This window comes from Hirschia sp. (genome assembly GCF_058892565.1).
The window spans coordinates 44257-66783 of sequence record NZ_JBZXVU010000001.1; the positions used below are offsets into that span (position 1 = coordinate 44257).

Here is a 22527-nt window from a genome sequence, read left to right on the forward strand (position 1 = left end):
GACGAATAGCTAAGATATTTCCCCAATTGCAAGAATGTTGCCGACTTTCAATTGAGATGGAATTTTTATTCTAGTTTGAAAAATATGCGATTTGTTCTTGATAGAGCGCGTCGATAATGCGCCCTTCAGGCAGTTCCACATCGTCAAATGTTATGGCTTGATCTTTGGCGACTGCGCGCTTGAGTTTGCAATCCATAGCAATCCCGATCGGTAGCAAGTTTTCCTCGTTTATGGTCGTTTGGTTTTCAGTCTCACCATAGACTTCATACCCACCCATATCGATAATTGTGTCACCTTCAGAAAGATCTTTTTTGGCAATTGCAACTACACCGACTTTGGGTGCGCCGTCAGGAGAAATAACAGCGTCATTAAACAAGACGACACGTCCGATCGAAATTGGCACTTGCATGTGGCACAAGTGATAAGGATCGTAGAAAACATAAAGTGGACCCTTACCTAGCTTGTAATAATTGTAATAATGCTGCTGGATTGGGTCTTCCTGCCAGCCCAATACAAACACACCAGCGGGAGGAGTCGCACCTACGACATATTCAACAAGTGCAGGCTTGTCTGGTCCAAGATATGGTTTGTAGACATCAAGGCATTCTTCAAGCGGTACTTTAGGAGCGTAGGGGTCCCCACCAGAAAAGTCGGGGCCGATCATTCCACGCTTGGCAACGCGCATATCAAAAGCATTTGCGACGAGGGCTTGTTCAAATGCGACTTTCGTACCGTCAGCAAATGACGCAACCATTGCGGGTTTTTGTTTATACTGTTTGGCAAATCCAGCTTGTGTGGTCGGGTTCCGGTATGGATCGTGAAGCCCTTTAATATTTCCAGCTAAGACAGGTTTAACACCCATAGCTTTCACAACGCGCAAAAGATTGGCTTCAACACCGGGCTGATCACCATCAGAGAATGAGTAAATCACGCCGGCTTTATCGGCTTTGACTTTTAATATAGGGCCAACTGTTCCATCTACTTCTGCATTCATATGTAGAGCGTGTTTACCGGCTTCTATTGTTGCAAGTATAACGCGAGCTGCATAATCGGTTGAGCCGGTAACTTCCAAGACACATTCAATATCGTCAGCTTGTGCGAGCGCGATCGCATTGGGGGTCACCACAAATTTGCCATCTCGAATTGCGTCGTTGATGTCATTTTCGGATTCGGCGGTTGTGGCTTCTAGGCCTGCTTGTGAGTATGCGAATAATCCTTGGTCGACGTTTCGAGCTGCGATACCAACAATCTGGACGCCTGGAACTGATTGTGCGACCTGAAGCAAGATGCCTCTCGCCTGAAACCCAGCTCCAATCATTGCAACTTTAATCGGACGCTTTTCTTCAGCACGTTTAGCAAGTGCGGTGTCGACGATAATCATTTAGATAAATCCTGATGCATTGAACCATATTGCCGGACAAATATGGGCAAACTAATCTCGAATGAAGTCAACAACGCGACATTCCAGTCTTAATTCTAACCTTCCGGTACGTATTGCGTGCACTCTACACTTTTCTTCTTAATATTCACGGAATCAAATATATGCTGTTCGTATGAAATCTTAGATATTTAGTTGGTACATTAATCGCAAATTTCTGCGACATAGGTTTAAAAGTGTATCGGTTTCGGACATTCATTGAATATAACACCGACATTTTGCGTAATTATGTGAATACTGGATTGGATCAATATGATTTTTCACAAAACGACACTTCAAGACGCTTATTTGCTTGAAGTTGAAAAGCGCGGTGATGATCGTGGTTTTTTTACGAGAACATTTTGTGCGGAAGAGTTTCGTGAACAGGGCATAGAGATTTCTTTTGTGCAGCAAAACTCGTCTTTTTCAGCTGAAAAGGGAACATTACGGGGAATGCACAAACAGAATGCACCCCATGCTGAAGATAAACTTGTACGATGCATTAAAGGGTCGATCGTCGATATCATTGTCGATTTAAGACCAGAAAGTTCAACTTTTAAAAAATGGGAAGCCTTTGAGCTTTCAGAAACGAACAGAAAAGAACTGCTCGTTCCACGCGGGTTTGGACACGGATTTCAGACTTTAGAAGACAATGTTGAAGTCACTTACCTTGTATCGAACTATTATACACCCGACGCGGAAAGCGGTGTGCGTCATGACGATCCTGCTTTTGGTATAGAATGGCCTTTACCTATAACTGTTATGTCCGATAAAGATCGGAATTGGCCGTTGTTTGAAGGTTAATTCAACTGGCATATACCTGCTATAGACTGCTTTATTTGATTTTGTTGGGAAGAAGAATTTAGATGTTTGATTATGTTCGTGGCAACAAAGTATTGGTGACTGGACACACCGGTTTTTGTGGTTCTTGGTTGTCTCTTTGGTTGAACAAATTGGGAGCGGATGTGCATGGTTTGTCACTTGCACCATATACAACACCTAATATGCATTCTCTTGTTGATTTCTGGACTGACAAAAATTCGCACATAGGTGATATTTCATCACCTGGTGTCGTTAAGGCCGCACTTGATGCGAGCGGAGCAGAGATTATTTATCATCTTGCTGCTCAACCTCTAGTGCGTCAGTCTTATCATGATCCATTAGAAACATACCGCTCAAATGTTATTGGAACAGCTGAATTGCTTGAAGCAGTGCGCCATAGCGACACTGTCAAAGCTGTCGTGCTGGTCACGACAGATAAAGTGTACCACAATAATGAGTGGATTCATCCATATCGCGAATCTGATCGTCTGGGCGGGAAAGATCCGTACAGTGCATCTAAAGCAGCCTGTGAATTGGTCATACATTCCTACCTTGATACTATTCTTGATAAGGAAAAAGTTCTTTGTGCAAGCGCACGCGGCGGCAACATTATTGGGGGAGGCGATTGGTCAACGGATCGACTTATTCCAGACATTGTCCGCGCGCTTGAAACAGATAAACCGCTGGAAATCCGAAACCCAGCAGCAACGCGGCCTTGGCAACATGTACTGGCTTTATGTCATGGTTACCTCTCGCTAGGAGAGAAATTGTACAATGGTGATAAAACAATGTCAGGCAGTTGGAATTTTGGTCCAATTGAAGACATGGCCATTACAACCTTGCAGATTGTTGATGCTTTTGGTGAGCACTGGAAGAAACCTCCAGTCGATATTCAAGGATCTCCACTACATGAAGCGCAATTACTGGCACTTGATTCGACCAAAGCACGCCACTTTTTGAAATGGGGCCCAGCTTGGTCAACAGATGAAGGCATAGCTAAAACAGTTGAATGGTATAAAGCGCATTCTGAAGGCAAAGATATGAAGGCATTTTCAATGCAGCAAATTGAAGCTTATCAAGCTGGAATTTGTTAGAAAGACTTAAAGCAAGATGAAATTTGAGGAGCATGTAAAGCAGATTTATATGCTTTACATGCTCCTCAACGTATTGTTCTGAATTGTTTTGCTTATTATCTGAAATTAGGTGATCACTATTCTGTGTTCAGGGCTTGCGTCTGCAAACCATTCTCAATATACCTGAACTCCTATTCTGGAGTGGTGTATATGACGCTGAACGAGTTGAAAAAAGGTGCTGTTGCAAGAGTTGCTGGCTTTTCTGAAAATGAATCAGGTCAGTCTACAGTCTCGAAATTGCGTGAAATTGGGTTTGCAGAGGGCGATGAAGTCGAACTTCTGTATACAGGATTGTTTGGTGGCACGCCTTTATCCTTTCGGCTGAATCGTACAATGATTGCTTTGCGTAAAGGTGAAGCTTCACTTATTAAAATTATCCCAGAAAATAAGGCAGCTGCGTGACTTCATTAAAACTTGCATTGGTTGGTGCTCCCAATTCAGGGAAAACAACCCTGTTTAACGGTTTAACCGGTGGTCTGGCCAAAACAGCGAATTATTCCGGCGTTACTGTTGAGACGCGTTCTGGGCATTTTAAAACACCTATTGGTGTTGATGTCGAAGTCATGGATTTGCCCGGGATTTATGGTCTTGAGGCGCATTCAGTGGATGAACGCGTGGCTGTTGATGCAATTGCCGGCAATATTGAAGGTAAAACACCACCAGATGCACTTGTTGTTGTGGTGGATGCCGCACATCTTCGCACACACCTTCACACTGTTTTGCAGATGAAAACGCTAGGAAAGCCAATCATTCTAGCGCTCAACATGATTGATCTTGCTGAACGTGACGGCGTAAAGCTGGATATTGATGCACTTGAGAAAGAAGTGGGTGTTCCTGTTGTGACAACAAGAGCAACGCGTTCAGCTGGTCGTCAGTCTCTGCTTAAAGTCATCGATGACCAGATTCAGAATTTAAAAAGTCAACAAAGTCAAATACCACAACAGAAGGTAGATATAAAACAACTTCAGTCAGAAGCGCGTGCAATTGCAAATAAAGTCGTTTTGTTTGAACCAGTTATGAACAAAGTGACACGGAATATAGACAAGGTCGTGCTGCATCCTGTCGGCGGTATTGTTACGCTCTTTGTTATCTTGTTCTTTATGTTTCAGGCCGTGTTTAGCTGGGCCACCCCGTTTATGGACTTAATAGAAGTCAGCGCTGAAGCGCTGGGGAGTGGTGTTGCTGCGGTTATCCCCGATGGGTTATTTCAAGATCTTATCGTTGAGGGTGTGATAGCGGGTGTGGGATCGGTCGTCGTGTTCCTTCCGCAAATTATCATTCTGTTCTGTTTCATCTTGCTTCTTGATGCTTCAGGATATATGGCGCGTGCAGCCTTTGTCATGGATGAGGCTATGATGCGGGTCGGGCTGAATGGGCGCGCGTTTATTCCGCTTTTATCATCATTTGCATGTGCGATTCCTGGCGTGATGGCGGCAAGGACAATTGAGAATGAGAAGGATCGCCTTACAACGATAATGGTTGCGCCATTGATGACATGTTCGGCGCGTATTCCTGTGTATGTATTGATTATTGGGGCTTTTTTCTCGAATGATCAAGTTTGGGGACCAATTCGATTGCAGGGCCTTGTTATGTTTGGCCTCTATTTGGCTGGCATTGTGAGTGCTATTCTTGTTGCGTTTGTTCTTAAGAAGACCGCTACAAAAGGGCCATCTCAACCACTTATTATGGAATTGCCGACTTATAAAGTCCCGCAACCGAGAGACTTCTTCTTAGGGCTGTGGTCGCGTGTTTGGGCCTTCTTGAAGCGTGCTGGAACGATTATTTTTGCGACATCAGTTATTCTATGGGCATTAGTAACATTCCCATTGAGAGATGAGCCGGAATTGCGAACATCTATTGCTGGTAAGATTGGGTCGGTTATAGAGCCTATTTTTGCGCCAATAGGATTTAACTTGGAAATGGTGATTTCCCTGATCCCAGGAATGGCAGCACGGGAAGTGGCTGTATCGGTTCTGGGAACAGTCTATGCCATTGAAGGGGGAGAAGAGAATACAGAGGGGCTATCAGCAGCCTTGCAGAATGCTTGGTCTCTTCCAACTGCTTTGGCATTTCTTGCTTGGTTTGTGTATGCACCGCAATGTTTTGCAACACTTGCGACTGTGCGCCGTGAAACCAATTCATGGAAATGGACGTTAATGATGACAGCTTACTTGTTTGGGTTGGCCTATGCCGTTTCCGGTATCACATATTGGGTTGCAAAAGGAGCGGGCCTATAGGCCTGTAAATTGTGCTGACTTAATTTGCATTGGAACGAATTTCTCCTTGCCACGTTAATTTAAGGTAAGGAGAAAGCAAATGAGTAATCAAGCATATAAGCCAGAAGAAAAGCCCGTTGTAGATTCTGATGCAGCAAAATTTGATGAACTGACAGCTGAAGAAGTACGCCAAGGTGAAGAAACTAAAGGAATGCCTATTGTTTTAGTGTTGTCTATTCTTGGGGTTGTCGCTGTGTTTGCGTTTGCGATTATGGCGGGTGTTTTTACAGCATAAATTCATTCATAAAAAAAGCCGGCTCACTTACTGGAACCGGCTTTAATATTAAGAGCGACTTTGAGCCATATTCTCTCTAGAGAGATTTCAAATCGCCAGCAGATGTTTTGCCGCGCTTTGGATCTGTCACGAGTTCAAATTCTACTTTTTGGCCTTCGTCCAGTCCTGCAAGACCAGCTTGCTGAACTGCAGTGACGTGTACAAACACGTCAGCACCGCCATCATCAGGCGCTATAAAGCCATAGCCTTTAGTTGCGTTAAACCATTTCACTGTACCAGTTGTCATATTCAGTCTCCTAGGGAAGGCGTTTCAAGTCTTCCAAATTGTAGGTGAAGAGAGTGCGGTCGCCTGCTGGGACAGAAGATGGACGGCGGGTGCTGTCCTTGTAAGCCAAGTCTTTAGTCCTTCCACTCGGGGCAAGGTTGGATACTTGCGAAGAGCTCTTTCAAGTCCGGATCGGCGTTTTATGAACACGGTTGTGGACGTGAACATATGCTTCCCCGGGCAGTTCGATCCGAACACTTTATTCTTGAGTTAAGAATAAAGCGATGAACGTTAATTCACGTTCATCGCCTGTATACCATAAATTAACGTGAACGCCACGCTATTTATTTTGATAGAGATTCATCCCTAATGGCGCGGAATTCATTTCCTTCATACCAGTTTGGCCAATCGGTAGAATTTGCTATTCCAAGCCCTAGCGCATGGAATGCTTGAGCATCTTGAGCAACGCCTGCAAAATCCCAATCTGGGTTATATTCATCAGAAGGTTTGTGGTAGTCATTTGCCGTATACTCGGCAGCAAATTTCAATCCAGCTTCAACGCCGCCTTCAACCAGATCAGCGCCTCCATCAGCATAAATAACCGGCACGCCTTTTTTTGCGAGGCTTATGTGGTCTGAGCGATAGAAATAACCATTTTGCGGTGTTGAATCGGGGCTAACATATCTGTCTTGAGTTTTCAGTATATCTTCAAGTCTATCTTCTAGTTCTGAAGACCCAGACCCGATGATCTCCATATTCTTACTTAGCCCGCGCGGGAAAATCGCATCCGTATTTATACCGGCCACAATTTTATTTAGTGGAATAAATGGGTTTTCAGCAAAATAAGCTGATCCAAGCAATCCGCTTTCTTCCAGCGTAACAGCCAAAAATATAATTGAACGATCTGGTTGTTCGCCCGCAGCAAATGCTTCAGCTATTTCTAGCATTAGACTAACGCCGCTGGCGTTATCAATTGCGCCATTATGGATTGAATCATCGGTCGCGAAGTTCTTCTTTTCCCCTAAATGATCCCAGTGAGCCATATACAGCATGTATTCGTCTGGAGCTGTTTTTCCTTTGACGACACCTGCAATGTTTTGACTTTCTTTGCGTGTGACAGTTTGTGTGATTGAGCCAGAAGCTTTGATGCCATCCATTGGTATGGCTTTAAAGCCTTTGGTATAAGCTGCCTTTTTCATATCAGCATAAGTGGTCCCCATGTGGGCAAATAGTTTTTCACCATATGCATTTGATATCCAAGCTTCCATTGGAATGCGGTCCATCCCGTCACCAGCGCGCACGAGATCTGCTTGCTCACCAGACCATGAACCTGAAACGACATTCCAGCCATAAGCGGCCGGAGCTGTTTCATGGATGATAATGGCGGCATCTGCACCTTGGCGAGCTGCTTCCTCGTATTTGTAAGTCCATCGACCATAATAAGTCATAGATTTACCATTGAACAATTCAGGGTCTGCGGTTTCAAAACCCGGGTCATTGATCAAAATAACGGCTGTTTTACCAGTCATGTCGATGCCGTCATAATCATTCCAGCCGTATTCTGGAGCATTTACGCCATAGCCTACGAATACTAGGTCTGAATCTGCAAAATCAATTGGACCTTCGGTTTGGCGTTTGGTCCAGAATACCGCATCACTTCCGGGTTCCAGCACGTCGCTTTCACCAGCTATGGATAAAGTTAAATTTGAATTTTCTAGGTCAATTGTCTGTGCATTCATTTTTACTGTTTGAGAGTATGAACCATCAACAGCTGGCTCTAGACCTATACGGGCCATTTCATCTGCAACCCATTGCGCAGATGCTTCACCTTCTAATGTGCCCGGTGCCCTGCCTTTAAATGTATCGGAGGCAATAATTTCCAGCCGTTGTGAAAGATCACTTTCCGAAATTTCTGGTATCGTGCCACTTGCCAGTGCTGGCATAATAAATTCGGTTGTCTCTACAGCTGCGGTAGATGGTTTTGCTTCACTTGAAGGTGTGCTTTCGTTTTCTGAAGGCGGTGCACACGCAAATGTAGCTGATAGCAGCACGGTGGAGATAACTGTGGTAAGGGCGTTTCGGATCATATTATTTTGCTCCATTGGAATTTTCAGCAAGCTTAGAACGCAAATGAACGTAAGCAAGGGGCAATTTTGCGTTTTGTATGTTTCGCTTGTTTTTGTTGCATAGGATGAGGTGCTTCACGTGAAGGTGATAAAATGCATATCAGCGGTGCTCTGCTTGATTTTGGTTTCCAACTGTATGCCGGTTCAACAAGGAAGAATCACGATGCCTAATCAAGAAAGTCATGAAAATCAGATTGGTCGGTTTTTTCCTGAAAGAGATTTGTTCGTGGCATCAGATGGAGCTGGGCTTGGGCTGAGTGTTTGGGAAAGTAAGTTGGGTGAGCCTGAAATTGTGTTTTTGGGTGTGCATGGCATGAATGATTATGCCGGTGCTTTTCGTTGGTCTGCTCCTTATTGGGCCGAGCAAGGAATCACAACTTATGCCTATGATCAACGCGGCTTTGGGCGCTCTCCCAACTCTGGTATTTGGCCGGAAGAAGAAGTGATGAGGGGGGACTTATTCACCGCAACCAAAGAGGTGAGGCGCAGACACCCAGATGCGAAAATAGCGGTTTTAGGTGTCAGTATGGGTGGTGCGTTGAGTATGACTGCATTTGCATCGTATCATAAACCTGATGCTGATATGTTGATTTTATCCGGTCCTGGTTTGCGTGGCTGGGGCACTAATCCTTTTATATACCGGTTCAGCTTATGGATTAGCTCACATATAAGGCCATCATGGATTGTTAAACCGCCAAAGATCGTAACCAAATCCATCACACCAACAGACAATAATGAAGTTTTGCGTGTTCACTGGGAAGATCCTTATTTTCAAAAGACCAATAGAATAGACAGTGTATATGGTGTGGTTTCTCTGATGGAGGCAGCACATAAAGTTGCTAATAAACTACCATCCGAGATTCCAACGCTTTTGCTCTATGGCGCAAAGGACCAGATTATTCCTGATAATGGTGTGAAACGTACCACTCCCAAATTACCCGAACATGTAAGAACGGCTTATTATAAACATGGCTATCACATGCTTTTAAGAGATATTGATCGTAAAATTGTGCTGGATGACATCCTTGCTTTTGCAAACAATCCTAAAACGCAATTACCTTCGCAATCACCAGAATTACCTTGGAGGTAGGTAATCTTTTGGTTTTTTGCGCGGTTTCTTGGCTGAAAGGATGAATTCAAGCAAACTGACTATCCGAATATTAACCACACGCATTTAAGTTCATCGGTGAATAATTGTAATTTTGAACGGTTGAACTGTCTTGGAACTCGTCGAGCAACTTAATTCTATTGCTGAACCAGAAGGTCGTGCAGAGCTAAAAGCTCGCATCGGCGCATGGTGGAATGGAAAAGATTTTGATCGCGAAGCATATCTACAAAAGGTAGAAAAGCAGCAAGATAGCAAAGAAGTTTCGTCTCTTAAGATCAAACCGTTAGAAGATGGAAAGAAAGTTTCAAAACCTACACCACGGGTTGCTGCATTGGAAACGATGTGGGGGCGAGGGCGGTATGTTCCGGGCGATGGTGAGCTGGACGCGATACTCATAGAGGCTATGGGGCGCGTCAAAGGGCGAATCGGGAAGATCGGTTTGCTGGGTGTTGATGCCATTTCTACCGATGTGATAGCTGAATCCGTCGGCGAAGCTCTTGAGCTTGTTGAATGGAGAGAGCCTTGTGTTAAGCGCTCTTCCGAACTGACTGAAAATGCACGTGTATCCAGCACTGATTTGGATCGAATGAACCGATTTGAAGACGGGTCACTAAAGTCCATGCTGTCTGTGGATGCACTGACATATGTAGATCATAAAGCTGGACTTTGTTCTCGCGTGTATCGTGCCCTCAGAGATGGTGGCCGTTGGGCCGTACTAGATTATTCTGCAAACCCAGATTTTAATCCTCAGACAGCATTTGCTTCAGCTTGGGCTGAGCCTCAATTGATGCATGGTGAGGTATTGCAGCAAACGCTTGAGACAACAGGGTTTAAATTTGTTCGGCGTGTGGATGTGACCCGCATGGTGATCGATTCTGTAAAGGCTGCATTTGCTCGGTTGGGGCCTGCGCTTGAAGATGTCGTTGCTGAAGGCATAGGCGGACGTGATGCGGCGCTTATGCTACAAGAAGTTTCATGGGAAGCTGTTGCTTGGCGGAAACGCCTCAAAGCACTGGAAGCGGGGAAATTGCGTGTCGATATCTGGATAGTTGAAAAACCAGGGGCGTTATCGGATGAGCAATTGGATGAAGCACCTAGTGTAGCAAATAGCTCTCTTGAGGCTGAATTGTTTTCAAAATCAGAAGCTGAAATTGCACCTGCTGAAGAAGTCGAATCTGAAACGATTGATGGTTTGATGAATGAACCCCAGATTTCTGCCGATGAAGGCGAAGATGAAAGTTGGGAAGTAGAAGTCAATGAAGATGCTGGGGAACCAGAAGAAGAACTCGATCAAAGTGCTGTCGATGACTTGTTTGGTTAATTGATTTATTGAATCAACTATTTCCGCATAAAATTGGCTGGATCTAAGAAGTTTTCAGCATATTTTCCTTTTTGTTGTTGTGAGGTTTGTTAAATCAGGCATTGCACTAGCTGGTTGATTGGGCTTATCAACTCTCCATTAGTTGGCCATTGATAGGCTGTTTAACGACCGGAGTCCTTTATGTTTGATACTGCAGCTTTTGCTAATCATGAGAGTGTTCATCAATTTTATGATAAAGACACGGGACTGAAAGCGATTATTGCAATTCATTCGACAGCACTGGGGCCAGCTGCTGGAGGGTGCCGAATGTGGAATTATGCTAGTAGTGAAGCGGCCATGCGGGATGCTCTGCGTTTGTCCGAAGGTATGAGTTATAAGAATGCAATAGCAGACTTGCCCTTGGGTGGCGGGAAAGCAGTTATCTGGGGCGATAGCAAAACTCAAAAATCACCAGAATTATTTCGAGCTTTTGGGCAAGCCATTGATAGTCTAAATGGTCGCTATTGGAGCGCCGAAGATGTCGGCGTCTCTCCGGATGATATGAAATACGTTTCTGAGCAAACGCGTTTCGTAGCTGGTCTCGATGATGGAGATTCAGCTTCAGGGGATCCATCACCAATCACTGCATTGGGTGTATTTAAAGGGATTGAAGCTACTGCGAAGCGTGCTTTGAAAGTTGATAATCTGGAAGGCGTTCGTATCGCTGTACAGGGTGTCGGGCATGTCGGTGGATATGTGTGTGATTTTCTGGCAAAGGCTGGTGCAAAGCTAATAATTACAGACATCAACAAAGAGAGTTTGAAACAAGTATCGCAAAAAACCGGGGCAGTGATTGTTGCGCCGGATGATATATATGATGCGGATGCTGATGTGTTTTCACCCAATGCACTAGGGGCCATTATTAATGACAATACTTTGGCGCGGTTGAAGGTGAAAGCTATTGCCGGCGGTGCAAACAATCAGCTTGCTACTGATGAGATGGGTGAGAAACTTAGACAGGCTGGAATTTTATATGCACCTGATTTTGTTATAAATGGCGGCGGCATTATTAATGTCGCGTCAGAAATTTCAGGTTTGTACAGTCTGCCTTGGGTGAAGTCCAAAGTTGAAACACTTACACAGACGCTGGGACAAATTTTAGATACGGCTTCATCAGAAGCGCGGCCTTCAAGTGAAATCGCACTTGAGTTGGCTAAAGCGCGTATTGCGGCTGCGCACAGCTAGCCTTTATCAACGTTTGAATCCAAGAGTTGCCGCCCAATACTATAGTGTTGGGCGGTTTTGGTTTGAGCATTTAAAACTATCGTGCTTAAAATTTACGCTATTTGGGGAATTTGGCTTAGATGTTGCATTTGTCAGGCTTATTGTCTGGATACGGAATGATTTGAGCCGTATTGTCCTAGCTACTTACTTTGAAAGTTTGTTGGGGTGGCAAATTATATAAGTAGAGTGTGGGGATATAAATGACCAAAGTGGTGGTTAAGTTAGAGGGTGAAGCGGCTAGAGACGGTGTGCGTCTGGCAATGGCCTTGGATGCATTTGCTAAATGGTGTGAAGAAACAATTGATTGCGCGGATAGCTCTCAGGCGTTGGACTTCATGATGACGACTGAGCACACTGGCGCAGCAGTGCGCAGAAAAATAACATTTCACAATAGATCTCACGCTGCGAAATTCCTGACATTCTGGAGAACGCAGCGCGCTATACCCGATAAAGTTGCATCGTAAAGCTAGGTTGGGCACTCTGTGTCTTCGCCCAGTTCTATAGAAAAGATACTTTAACGTCTGTGCGTATTGTTTCTTTGTTATGTCCAATACATTTGTTAGGGGAATTGGGGTGAAAATCAAACGGGAAGTCGCTATATCCGATAAATGACTTTTTATGATTCTCATCAGCTTAAGAAAAAACGCGTTTTGGTCGTCGGGGCTGGACTGGTCGGAATGTGTGTGGCGCTCAGATTGGCACAATCTGGTGTTAAGGTCGTGTTGGTCGATAAATCAAAACCGGCAACTGGTGCGAGTTGGGCTGCTGCGGGGATGTTGGCACCTGCATATGAAGCGGCACATGAGCCAAATGCACATCAAGATTTGTTTGAATTGTGTATGGCTGCTGCGGATATTTGGCGAGATTTTGCGCCTTGGCTGCAGGCTTATTCTGATACTTCTATCGACTTTTTGGGAATGGGGACCCTAGCTTGTGCAGCAAATGATGTTCAAGAAGAGCGCTTAAATGTTTTAGAGAAGGCTTGTCTGACTCGAAACGTACCTGTGCGAAGATTGTCAGCAAAAAAAGCTAGAAAGCTTGATCCGTCACTATCAGAAAATTTAATAAGCGCTTTATTGCTGCCAACTGATCAGCAAGTCGACAATTGGTCTGTAATAGGGGCTTTGATGTCGGCTCTGGCGGATGCGGGGGTTCAAGTTATACCCAATATTCCCATTACTCACCTTACTCGTTCGAATGGCTTTTGGTGTGTGCCTCATTTGGGGGAGTTTGATAATTTGGTCTGGACTGCCGGCGTAAGTTCGGGAGATTCTGTTGTGATCGATGGTGAGGCTACGCGCTTACTGCCTAATGATGTTATTGTGCCCGTGAAAGGTCAAATGCTGTCTGTTGATCCTATGCATGGAGCACCTTCTAAAGTTTTGCGTTTTGGGGCTGGTTATATAGCGCCTAAGTCCACACGAATTGTGATTGGAGCAACATCGGAGTGGGGCGTTGCCGATAAGAACGTGAATCCAAATGATATAGAATCTTTGCGCCAATCAGCGGCTGAAATTTGTCCCGTTCTGGGGTCCGCTGAAATTAAGATGAGTTGGGCTGGTGTGCGGCCGGGGACTTCGGACCATGCGCCTGCTATAGGGTGGAGCAATGTTGAAGGCATTGCCATAGCGTCAGGGCATTATCGAAATGGTATATTACTGTCGCCATTAACTGGTGATATTGTAAAACGCCTGATTTTAGAAGAAGGTGTGTCTTCTCTGGAGCAGCGTTTCGCACCATCTAGATTTGAGAGCCAAGCTCAAACAGAAAACTATCTTTCTACGAACTGAATTTGTTTTATAGAAATGCAGATTCTCGGCGATCTCTGCCTTTATAGGATGGATCATCGACACGTCGTCTGTCTGGGCCAAAATAAGTGTCTGTTTTTAAAAATTGGCGACGGTGATTGACTACTGATACTAATCTTTGCCAGATCGCGTCAGGTCTGACAGGTTTTGTGAGTATTTCGTCCGCACCAGCATTTATAAGCTGGTAAATCGCAGACCGCCGCGTATCAGCCGTACATATGATGATCGGCAGTAGTTTGTTTTTGCTATCATCAGCGCGTCTAATGAGGGTGACTAATTCTGTTCCCAGAATATCGGGCATAATCACATCAATGACTGCAATGTCGATAGGTTGATCTCTTAATATTTCGAGTGCAGTGGCAGCATCACTAGCTTGTACAATTTTTCTTATTCCAAAGCCTTTTAAAACAGTGAGCCAGATCTGGCGCATGTTCTGATGGTCATCAACAACTAAAACGGTTACGGCTTTAAGATCACCCATTAGAGATTACCTCTATAAAATTCTTAGTTGGTGTATAGATATTAGTTTCTTCCTTTTGAAAAGGGGGCAGACGGGAGATGAGCTGAAAGAGATGGGTAAATTGCCCGTTTTGTTAACCAAAGATTGATATTGAGGATATAATTTTATCTATAAGTAAAAGGTAAGATTTATTATGGATGCGACTTCCAAAGCTTCAATAGCAAATTCCCAGCTCGCGTCCCCTATGGATGCACAGACAGCTATTCGCAAAGCCGCACGTGAGACGGGAGCCGATTTTGGTTATCTTCTAAAGACAGCCAAAAGAGAGTCAGGATTGGACGCAAGTGCAAAGGCAACGACCTCGTCTGCAACCGGATTATTTCAGTTTACGGATGATACATGGCTAAGAATGGTCGACCGCTATGGTGAAAAGCATGGCTTAACCCATGCCGCTGATGCTGTCGCTGTTTCAGGCGGCAAAGCGCGTGTGGCAGACGCTTCTGAGAAGGCGGACATTCTTGCTATGCGCGAAGATCCTATGATGGCCTCGATAATGGCAGGTGAGTTGGCCAATGAGAATGCGACCATTTTAAAACGTGGTATTGGGCGCGAACCAACAAGCCAAGAATTATACGTTGCACACTTTATGGGTCCTAAAGGGGCAGTTGATTTAATCAAAGCAACTGAGAATGGATCTTCTCAAAAAGCTGCTGATTTATTTCCGGCTGCTGCGCGTGCAAATCCAGCAATTTTTAATGAAAGAAATGGTCAAGCTCGCAGTGTCGCAGCTGTTTATTCCAATTTGACCGGCCAGCACGTTCCAGAACCAAATACTACATCTGAGGTGTTTTCTGAAATACGAAATGTGCAGCAAAGTATTGTTCGTTCTGCACCTTTGCCTCCTGTTAGCACTTTAAAAATAGGTGCTGAACTGAGTACGGGGATGGTGATGACTTTGCTTGATCTGCAGCAAAAACACTTCGAAATCGCCGAAAAAGATAAGAATGACGAAGAAAGAGCTACGAAAACAATAGTAACGTAAAAGCTTCGTTAATAATAAAAGGTCAAAGTATTAAAGCGCTTGTTGGAATTTTGGAAGCGCGATTTTACTATGGGTAACAGTAATCATGTCCGTCGCCACTATGCGTTCAAATCTTACACAAGATGATATTCGTCGCCTTGTAAAAGGGGCAACTCCTGAAGCGCGCGCGAATGCCGCTCATAAAATATGTCGACGGATAGATACGGCAAAGCTCTCTCCTAAAGATAGAGAGAATGCTGACCAGATTATGCGTATTCTTGCGGAGGATGCTGCAGCTCTTGTGCGTCGCACACTTGCCGTAACATTGCGCTCTTCACCCAACCTTCCACGTGATCTAGCTGTGAGATTGGCAAGAGATATTGAAAGCGTTGCTGCGCCAATACTTAAGCACTCGCCTAAATTATCAGAAGATGACTTAATTGAATTATTGCTAGCATCGTCTCCAGAAAAGCAAGTTGCGATTGCTGAGCGGGATCAGGTTTCTGAAGCTGTTGTTGAAGTTATTGCTGAGCATGGAAATAAAGACGCCGTTGAGGCGGCGGCATTGAATGAAGGCGCTTCATTTTCGGATCGTGCGTATGAAACAACCATTAATCGCTTTGAAAATGACGATGACATCAAAAGCGCCATAATTTCGCGGTCGAGTATTCCTATTCACATCGCAGAAAAAATGGTTTCACTTGTGAGTGGTGAATTGTTTGATCGTTTAGTCAATGATCATGAATTGCCGCCACAGCTTGCAATAGAGATTGCATCTGGAGCGCGAGAGCGTGCGACGCTTGATCTTGTTGAGCAAGCAGGAAAGACATCTGATCCAGGGACGTTTGTGCAGCATTTGAACTTGAGTGGACGCATGACGCCATCATTGATCATGCGTGCTATGTGTCTTGGTCACATGAATTTTGTCGAATGGGCTTTTGCCGAGCTTGCAGGCGTGCCGCACTCTAAAGCATGGCTGATGATTCATGATGCGGGGAATCTGGGGCTTAAAACAATCTTCGAACGTGCCGGATTGCCAAATGGAATGTTTCCAGCTTTCAAATTGGCAATCGAAGTGTTTCATGAAAACACTATGGATGGTGGCGAAGGGGATTTAGCTCGGTTCCGCAAGCGTATGACGGAGCGTGTGCTTACACAGTTTCAAGCTATTCCACGCGCCGATCTGGAATATTTGTTAGAGAAGCTGGATTCCCTAGATGAAATGAATAGCGATAAGACTAAGCGTTTAGCTTAGTTGGGTTCACTATCCATTCAATTTGGGATTTACAGCGTATCGTACACCCATATTTGATAGGCGTTCTGCATCGGTCCAATTTGCATTTTCAGCAAATAGCATTGCACCTGATCCGTAAGCGTTTTCGATTCTGTCGGCTGTAAATGGTGCGTCATCATCTAATGCAACCGCGTTCAGGCGAACTGCTTCTATGACTGAGCTTAAGTATGCGCCAAACGGACTGCGCCAAGACTGGCGTGCGTCTATTCCAACTCTAAATCCGCGAGAAAAAAAGCTCTCAATATATGCTGGGGCGATGTCTTCAGCTTCGTAAATTGAAGCATCTGGGAATTCTATGCGTATTTCCTGCACGCAAATATTGGCTCTGCGAGCGCCGGCTTCTGCGGCCATAGGCGCATCTGGGTGCGATAGGGCAGCCAATGGTGCGATAATGGAAATTGGTCTTTCGGGAATGTTTTGCTCGGTTGCGAGTCTTCCTGCGCGCTCAATTTGTTCTCCCAACCAACGAGCCGAGCAATGTTGGTGTGGGTTTCCTGATGCGAAACCAAATAAAGCGGTTTCTTCAAATGAGGATTCTATCTGGGCATCTATGCCAATGGTCTCGCCTGTCTTGAGATCTTGAATTTTCGCGAAACGAATTTTTGACTCGCGAGTGGTCGCAATATCATTATCATTCGCAATAACTTTGAAAGGTGTGGCAAGTGTCATGCGGCTCGGTCCATTTTATAATATATTTATGGGCACAAGCTATCAGATTAACTTTTATACTCCGCGAAGCCGCGAAGATGAATTTCCAAGAACATCAAACAAATATTGTTAGGATTTGTAAGTAATTTAAATCTTGAAGAATTTTCTATGATGGGTCTGTATCAGTGATTATAGAATTTTTTTCTTCAAAATCAGTTACTTGGGTTTCCATTTCAGTTACTAGAATGGATCCAACAGGGTGTTCTTCTGTTTTGATTCGCCCTTTAATAGCTGCACGAACACCATCAATGTGTGCGCGAATTAGATTTTCTGGGGACTTAGAGCGGTCTACCTCATCATTTGTTAATCGGCACAGTGAAGCTGCCATGCGACCAACGAGAGGGTATTCATATGTCTTCGCTAACCCCTTAAGGTCGTGGGCGACGGCGTGTACATTTGTGACTGCAACAATTTTGTCTGATTGAGATGTGAATAATGCCCATGCCTCTTCTAGCCGATTGAGCTCATCTTCTATCCAGCTTTGGAATTCTGTCGAAAGGTTAGAAAGTGCGGCATCTGCTTTTGCAACGGCACCGCGATCCATAGGAGAAAGACTACCGCCGACTTTAGCCTTTAGCGCGTTTGGAGGCGTAAAAATCTCAATCGGTTTAGCTTTGCCCATGGTGAAATCCATTTCTTACTATTTGTAGTATTGGCTGCGAAAAGTAGCCGTTAATTTACTTCATATCCAATTAATCATAGGCGAAGAGAGGTTAACAAGACGTTTGGAGTGATATCCTTTTAATATGCGAATTGCTCTTGAAGGATACGATCTTCCAGAGCTTGCCCTTCATCAAAAAGGAGGGTGAGCGAAGTTTGTCTGTCTTCCCGCACTTCTACAACTTTCACATTGCGAACTTCTTGGGTGTCAGCTGTGGCTGCTACTGAGCGATGCTCGCCATCAATTGTTTCAAACCGCACGATTGCATCATGCCGTAACAATGCTCCGCGCCAACGACGAGGTCGAAATGGTGATATTGGCGTAAGTGCGAGCAGGTTTGATCTGATTGGAAGAATTGGACCGTGGGCTGAGAGGTTATAGGCTGTTGAACCTGCTGGAGTCGCGACCAGTACACCATCACAAGCCAAAACATCTAATTGTTCTTTGTTATCTACAAATATTCGCAATTTGGCGGCTTGGGCTGTTTGTCTGATGAGTGACACTTCGTTGATCGCACGGTAGACAACTTCTTCACCACTCATAAGCGTGGCTTTCATAATCAAAGGGTGGATGATCGCTCGAACCGCTGAATCTAACCTTTCTATTAAATTGTCATCAGAATAGTCGTTCATAAGAAAGCCGACAGAGCCTCGATGCATTCCATAGACGGGTAGATCATCATGAAAACGAGTGTGTAGAGCTTCAAGCATGGTTCCATCACCACCTAAAGCGACCACGACATCTGCTTTGTCTATATCATTTTGGCCGTATCTGCGCGTGAGTGTTGCGAATGCTGTTTTGGCTTCTGGTCTTGCACTCGCAATAAAATGTATCCGCGGTGATGTTGCATTCATATTTTTATTCTCATTTTAAACGCTTTCTTTGATTGGTTTAAGTCAACGCAATCATTCCCAAAAGGTTTTGAATTGATTGGTGAATATATGGCTGCTTTCGTCAAGCTCATTAGCGACAATATTTTGCAAGTATTAGGCGAAGTCACTGTTAAAAAAGGGGAATGTATTTGTTTTTCCAAATATTTGCACTCAACATTTCCAATACTTGGGGTGTTATGGGGGAATTGGGGTGCAAAGTTCAAGTAGGGTATGCGCATTCTCTGTTGTGGCGGGGTGTTTTAAGTCGTTTCTTTTGGTGCCAGTGGCGCATGCAAGTGCGTGGACATTAGAAAAGGATACTGGATATCAGTCGCTAAATGTTAGCTATGAAAATGGTGATTTTGGCAAAAACTGGCGACAAGATTCTTATATAGAGTATGGCTTGACCTCTGATTGGACTGTGGTCAGCAAGGTTGAAACAGTTTGGCGTGTCCTAGACAATTACAATGATAGAACATCGGGTGAAATTGGGGTTCGTCGTGAAGTCTGGGTGAAAGACGCTTTGCATATTTCAGCAGTCTCCAGTGTTTTTGTGGGAGAAAGACTGGACGATCAATCATGCGGTGGATTCGGTGCGGAAGTTGGAGCTGCGTTAGGGTATTCTAGTAAACTAGCCAATAAACCTGCCTATGCATTTGTTGAAACAGCCGTCGGTGCGCGCCAAGGGTGTGAGCATGTGACGACGGATGTTGTTATAGGAGTTCAGCCAGCAGAGAAATGGGATGTGCAGGTAAAGGCTTTTGGTGAAAAATTTCCCGGACGAGAATTTACGAAACTGGAAGTCGGCTTGAGCCGTCAAGTGGGTAAGAGCTTTGTGGGGGCTGGTGTTCGAAAGGAAATCAGCGGTGCTTTTGAAGAAAATAGTGCCTTCATGTCTATCTGGCGAAAATTTTAGCTTTGAAACAGTTGGGGCTTAAATTTATTTGGCTGTTTCAACCATAAGATAAGCAATCAAGTTTTCACGTTGGGTTGCATTAGAAATCCCAGCAAAAGTCATACGGTTTCCAGGTAGGAATTTACGTGGATTAGCAAGCCATTGATCTAGGCGTTCAGGAGTCCATTGAAAATCTGCGGCTTCTATTGCTTTTGAATATTTGAAACCTTCGGCTTGTCCAATTTTTCGGTCGAAAACACCGTGCAAATTGGGTCCAACACGATGTCCTGCACCTTCGATAAGGTTGTGGCAGGATTTGCAGGTTGAATATTGCCGACGCCCTTTATCGTAGTCAGCAGTGTTATATGGGGCGGGGAGTTGCGCCAGTTTAACATTTTGAGCAGGCGGCGTGACTAAGGAGTTGTCGACAACGTCATTGGAGGTGGATGTTTCATCCTCATTTGATTCGGATGAAAGAGCATTTTGTGAAGGTAGTGGAGCTGCTGTATTCGTGTTTTCTTCCCCACATCCCAACAAAAATGATGGCGCTAACATTGCTAATGCGAAAAAGTGGATTTTAAACATACAAACTTGCTCCTTGAGTACGTGACCAGCTTAATAAAGAAGTGTATCAAACCTATTAAAGCTACCCAACGGATAAACATGCTTTTTTTGATGAAATAATACATTCATTTGAAAAGAGCTTGGCAAGCAAGGAAAATGTCATGACAGATACAATAGGCGCTAGCCATTCGCAGCCGCTAAAGGATATCGCTCGCGAAGAAGGGCGACTAAATGAATTTGTTTGGGTGGGACCTCACATTGAAGCTGATGTAACTCGCCAACCATTTTCTGGCGCAGCGCTAGCAGAAATTATGGAGTTTGCTGGCAGCCAGGAACTAACACAATCTATTCAAATGCTGTTTGCTGGAGAGGTTATAAACGGATCAGAAAACCGTCCCGCTTTGCATTGGGCGCTTCGTGGAAATAATGATCATCTAGCAAAGGCATCCGAATTTGCTGAACAAGCTAAAGCATGCCGTGAATTTGCTGATAAAGTCAGTTCAGGTGCGCTTGGGTTTGAAGTAAAGACAATTTTGCATATCGGCATTGGTGGATCAGACTTAGGGCCTCGCTTGATCTGGGATGCTTTACGTCCCTTAGGGCATAAAGGTCCAAATATTCGATTTTGTGCAAATGTAGACCCTGCTGATTTTGCTGAAGCAACAGAGGGCTTGGATGCTAAATCGACGCTGGTTATAGTGGTTTCAAAATCATTCAAGACACCTGAAACGCAAGCAAACGCGCAACTGGCTCGCCAATGGTTGATCTCTGAGCTTGGTGAAGACAATTTAAATGATCACATGGCGGCGGTATCTTCCGCGCCAGACCTTGCACAAGCATGGGGAGCGCCAGCTGATCGTATTTTTCCAATGGATTCAGCAGTTGGTGGACGGTACTCAGTATGGTCGTCGGTGGGTTTGTCATTGATGATCGCTTTAGGGTCAGAAATATGGTCTGAATTTCTTGGTGGGGCTGCTGAGATGGATGCCCACTTCAGAGATGCTCCGCTAAAAGATAATCTGCCTGCCAAGTTAGCTATGATGGATTATCATGTGCATTCTCAAAGAGGGACTGCATCTCGCGTCGTGTTGGCATACGCGCATCGCTTGAGAAAGCTTCCAGACTTTTTGCAGCAATTAGAGATGGAATCGAACGGAAAATCTGCTGCTTCGGGGCGGGGAGTTAAAACCGATATTACTGCACCGATTACTTGGGGATCTGTTGGCACATTGGGGCAGCACTCCTTCCATCAGTTGTTGCATCAGGGAATAGATAGGTCAGCTGCTGAATTTGTCGTGTCTTTAAATGCGGGTGTAAAAGAGGGCGATAAGAAGAATGGACAATCCTTGCTAGCGAACGCCTATGCGCAAGCAGAAGCATTTCTTGTAGGGCGTTCTGAAGCTGAAGCTGAAGCCCAATTAAGAGAAAAAGGCGTTGACGAAGAAACCATCAGAATGCGTGCACCGCACATGCATATGGATGGTGGTCGTGCTTCTTCTATGTTTTTACTTGAAGACATCACACCGCGCTCTGTTGGCGCGCTAATCGCAATGTATGAACATCGCACTTTTGCATACGGTATGTTGCTTGGTATCAACCCGTTTGATCAATGGGGTGTAGAGCTGGGTAAAGTTATGGCGGAAGAAATCGATAATGCAATTTCCGGTGAAACGTCAAAAGAGCGTGACCCAACGACTATGCGCTTAATCAAGAAAACGCAGGATGCAAGACGTTAGATTTTGGATTAATTCCAGCTCATAAATATGCGTGTATCTGCCGGATATTTGTTTCGGCAGATATTTGCCCTTTAAAAGGTATATTTCACAAGCATCTTGCAGTTCTATGTCTGTTTGACTAAGTATTGAATATGACTCAGGAAAAGCTCTCTCGATTATTTGAAGAAAACGGCATGCGGCTGACACGGCCAAGGCTTGCCGTTGCAGAGTTGTTGCTGATGGATGGGGTCCAGCGGCATGTGTCTGCTGAATGGGTTGCCAAGGAATTGGTAAGTTCAAATAATTCTGTTTCATTAGCGAGTGTTTACAACACGCTAAATAGTTTTGTTGAAATCGGGTTGCTTCGTCAGATAGATGCTGGTGGAGCAAGTGTTGTGTTCGATACGAATACATCTGAGCATCACCATTTCCTGAAAGTATCAACTGGTGAATTGATTGATATTGAATCAAATGATTTAGAAATCTCCAATCTTCCCACGCCTCCTGAGGGGAGTGAGATTAAAGGTTGGAGCCTAATTGTTCATATAGATTGAACTTTAGTT

The 22527-nt window shown here is 44.6% G+C and carries 23 protein-coding genes; 15 read left to right on the forward strand and 8 right to left on the reverse strand.

From position 1 onward, the window contains the following. Positions 1–70 precede the first annotated feature (70 nt). Positions 71–1381, reverse strand: a complete 1311-nt coding sequence (locus tag AC5EF3_RS00200) for an NAD(P)H-dependent oxidoreductase (RefSeq protein WP_493546575.1) — start codon at positions 1379–1381, stop codon at positions 71–73. Positions 1382–1690: 309 nt separating this feature from the next. Between AC5EF3_RS00200 and rfbC the strand changes: the two genes are divergently transcribed. The 5 genes from rfbC (at position 1691) to AC5EF3_RS00225 (ending at position 5883) form a co-directional block, all read left to right on the forward strand. Further along, positions 1691–2221 carry a dTDP-4-dehydrorhamnose 3,5-epimerase gene (rfbC, locus tag AC5EF3_RS00205; RefSeq protein WP_493546576.1) on the forward strand — a complete coding sequence of 177 codons (531 nt, stop codon included), beginning with the start codon at positions 1691–1693 and terminating at the stop codon, positions 2219–2221. Positions 2222–2283: 62 nt separating this feature from the next. Continuing rightward, a complete protein-coding gene (gene rfbG / locus AC5EF3_RS00210; protein WP_493546577.1) occupies positions 2284–3333 on the forward strand; it encodes a CDP-glucose 4,6-dehydratase in 1050 nt (349 codons plus the stop codon). Positions 3334–3522: 189 nt separating this feature from the next. Then, positions 3523–3774 (forward strand): FeoA family protein, encoded by a 252-nt coding sequence (locus AC5EF3_RS00215; RefSeq protein ID WP_015827970.1) that lies wholly within the window; start codon positions 3523–3525, stop codon positions 3772–3774. Then, the gene (feoB, locus tag AC5EF3_RS00220) at positions 3771–5609 is read left to right on the forward strand and encodes a ferrous iron transporter B (protein ID WP_493546578.1); all 1839 of its coding nucleotides are present in this window, start codon (positions 3771–3773) and stop codon (positions 5607–5609) included. Before AC5EF3_RS00215 ends, feoB begins: the two co-directional genes overlap by 4 nt. A 79-nt stretch (positions 5610–5688) precedes the next feature. Beyond that, positions 5689–5883, forward strand: coding sequence for a hypothetical protein (locus AC5EF3_RS00225; protein ID WP_493546579.1), 195 nt, complete (start codon positions 5689–5691; stop codon positions 5881–5883). 76 nt (positions 5884–5959) lie between these two features. Here AC5EF3_RS00225 and AC5EF3_RS00230 read toward each other — a convergent pair whose 3' ends face one another. Beyond that, positions 5960–6169, reverse strand: a complete 210-nt coding sequence (locus tag AC5EF3_RS00230) for a cold-shock protein (protein ID WP_015827967.1) — start codon at positions 6167–6169, stop codon at positions 5960–5962. Positions 6170–6492: 323 nt separating this feature from the next. After that, complete coding sequence (locus AC5EF3_RS00235) at positions 6493–8235, reverse strand: M28 family metallopeptidase (protein WP_493546580.1); 1743 nt, start codon at positions 8233–8235, stop codon at positions 6493–6495. Positions 8236–8437: 202 nt separating this feature from the next. On the opposite strand from AC5EF3_RS00235, the gene AC5EF3_RS00240 reads away from it, so the two are divergent. The 5 genes from AC5EF3_RS00240 to AC5EF3_RS00260 all read left to right on the forward strand — a co-directional run bounded on the left by AC5EF3_RS00240 (position 8438) and on the right by AC5EF3_RS00260 (position 13756). Continuing rightward, on the forward strand, positions 8438–9364 hold the full coding sequence (locus tag AC5EF3_RS00240) for an alpha/beta fold hydrolase (RefSeq protein ID WP_493546581.1): 927 nt from the start codon (positions 8438–8440) through the stop codon (positions 9362–9364). Positions 9365–9494: 130 nt separating this feature from the next. Further along, positions 9495–10703: a hypothetical protein gene (locus AC5EF3_RS00245; protein ID WP_493546582.1), complete on the forward strand. Its 1209-nt coding sequence runs from the start codon at positions 9495–9497 to the stop codon at positions 10701–10703. A gap of 180 nt (positions 10704–10883) precedes the next feature. Further along, complete coding sequence (locus AC5EF3_RS00250) at positions 10884–11927, forward strand: Leu/Phe/Val dehydrogenase (protein WP_493546583.1); 1044 nt, start codon at positions 10884–10886, stop codon at positions 11925–11927. A 239-nt stretch (positions 11928–12166) separates the two neighbouring features. Then, on the forward strand, positions 12167–12430 hold the full coding sequence (locus AC5EF3_RS00255) for a hypothetical protein (protein ID WP_015827962.1): 264 nt from the start codon (positions 12167–12169) through the stop codon (positions 12428–12430). A gap of 144 nt (positions 12431–12574) precedes the next feature. Further along, entirely contained in the window at positions 12575–13756 is a 1182-nt protein-coding gene (locus tag AC5EF3_RS00260; protein WP_015827961.1) for an NAD(P)/FAD-dependent oxidoreductase, read from the forward strand. 7 nt (positions 13757–13763) lie between these two features. Here the strand turns inward: AC5EF3_RS00260 and AC5EF3_RS00265 are convergent, their stop codons facing one another. Further along, a complete protein-coding gene (locus AC5EF3_RS00265; protein ID WP_015827960.1) occupies positions 13764–14255 on the reverse strand; it encodes a response regulator in 492 nt (163 codons plus the stop codon). 172 nt (positions 14256–14427) lie between these two features. Here AC5EF3_RS00265 and AC5EF3_RS00270 point away from each other — a divergent pair, with 172 nt between their 5' ends. Both AC5EF3_RS00270 and spbR read left to right on the forward strand, forming a co-directional pair. Beyond that, positions 14428–15276 (forward strand): lysozyme family protein, encoded by an 849-nt coding sequence (locus tag AC5EF3_RS00270; protein WP_493546584.1) that lies wholly within the window; start codon positions 14428–14430, stop codon positions 15274–15276. An 85-nt stretch (positions 15277–15361) separates the two neighbouring features. Continuing rightward, positions 15362–16510 (forward strand): SpbR family protein, encoded by a 1149-nt coding sequence (spbR, locus tag AC5EF3_RS00275; protein WP_015827958.1) that lies wholly within the window; start codon positions 15362–15364, stop codon positions 16508–16510. Between the two features lie 9 nt (positions 16511–16519). Here the strand turns inward: spbR and AC5EF3_RS00280 are convergent, their stop codons facing one another. The 3 genes from AC5EF3_RS00280 to AC5EF3_RS00290 form a co-directional block, all read right to left on the reverse strand. Continuing rightward, on the reverse strand, positions 16520–17218 hold the full coding sequence (locus tag AC5EF3_RS00280; protein ID WP_015827957.1) for a hypothetical protein: 699 nt from the start codon (positions 17216–17218) through the stop codon (positions 16520–16522). A 145-nt stretch (positions 17219–17363) separates the two neighbouring features. Further along, positions 17364–17879, reverse strand: coding sequence for an Hpt domain-containing protein (locus AC5EF3_RS00285; protein WP_015827956.1), 516 nt, complete (start codon positions 17877–17879; stop codon positions 17364–17366). Between the two features lie 119 nt (positions 17880–17998). Beyond that, positions 17999–18772: an NAD kinase gene (locus AC5EF3_RS00290; RefSeq protein ID WP_015827955.1), complete on the reverse strand. Its 774-nt coding sequence runs from the start codon at positions 18770–18772 to the stop codon at positions 17999–18001. Positions 18773–19001: 229 nt separating this feature from the next. On the opposite strand from AC5EF3_RS00290, the gene AC5EF3_RS00295 reads away from it, so the two are divergent. Next, on the forward strand, positions 19002–19706 hold the full coding sequence (locus AC5EF3_RS00295; protein ID WP_493546585.1) for a hypothetical protein: 705 nt from the start codon (positions 19002–19004) through the stop codon (positions 19704–19706). Between the two features lie 24 nt (positions 19707–19730). Here the strand turns inward: AC5EF3_RS00295 and AC5EF3_RS00300 are convergent, their stop codons facing one another. Beyond that, complete coding sequence (locus AC5EF3_RS00300) at positions 19731–20270, reverse strand: c-type cytochrome (RefSeq protein ID WP_493546586.1); 540 nt, start codon at positions 20268–20270, stop codon at positions 19731–19733. A 140-nt stretch (positions 20271–20410) separates the two neighbouring features. On the opposite strand from AC5EF3_RS00300, the gene pgi reads away from it, so the two are divergent. Further along, positions 20411–21985, forward strand: coding sequence for a glucose-6-phosphate isomerase (pgi, locus tag AC5EF3_RS00305; RefSeq protein WP_493546587.1), 1575 nt, complete (start codon positions 20411–20413; stop codon positions 21983–21985). A 131-nt stretch (positions 21986–22116) separates the two neighbouring features. Beyond that, positions 22117–22518, forward strand: a complete 402-nt coding sequence (locus AC5EF3_RS00310) for a Fur family transcriptional regulator (protein WP_015827951.1) — start codon at positions 22117–22119, stop codon at positions 22516–22518. Positions 22519–22527: the final 9 nt, after the last annotated feature.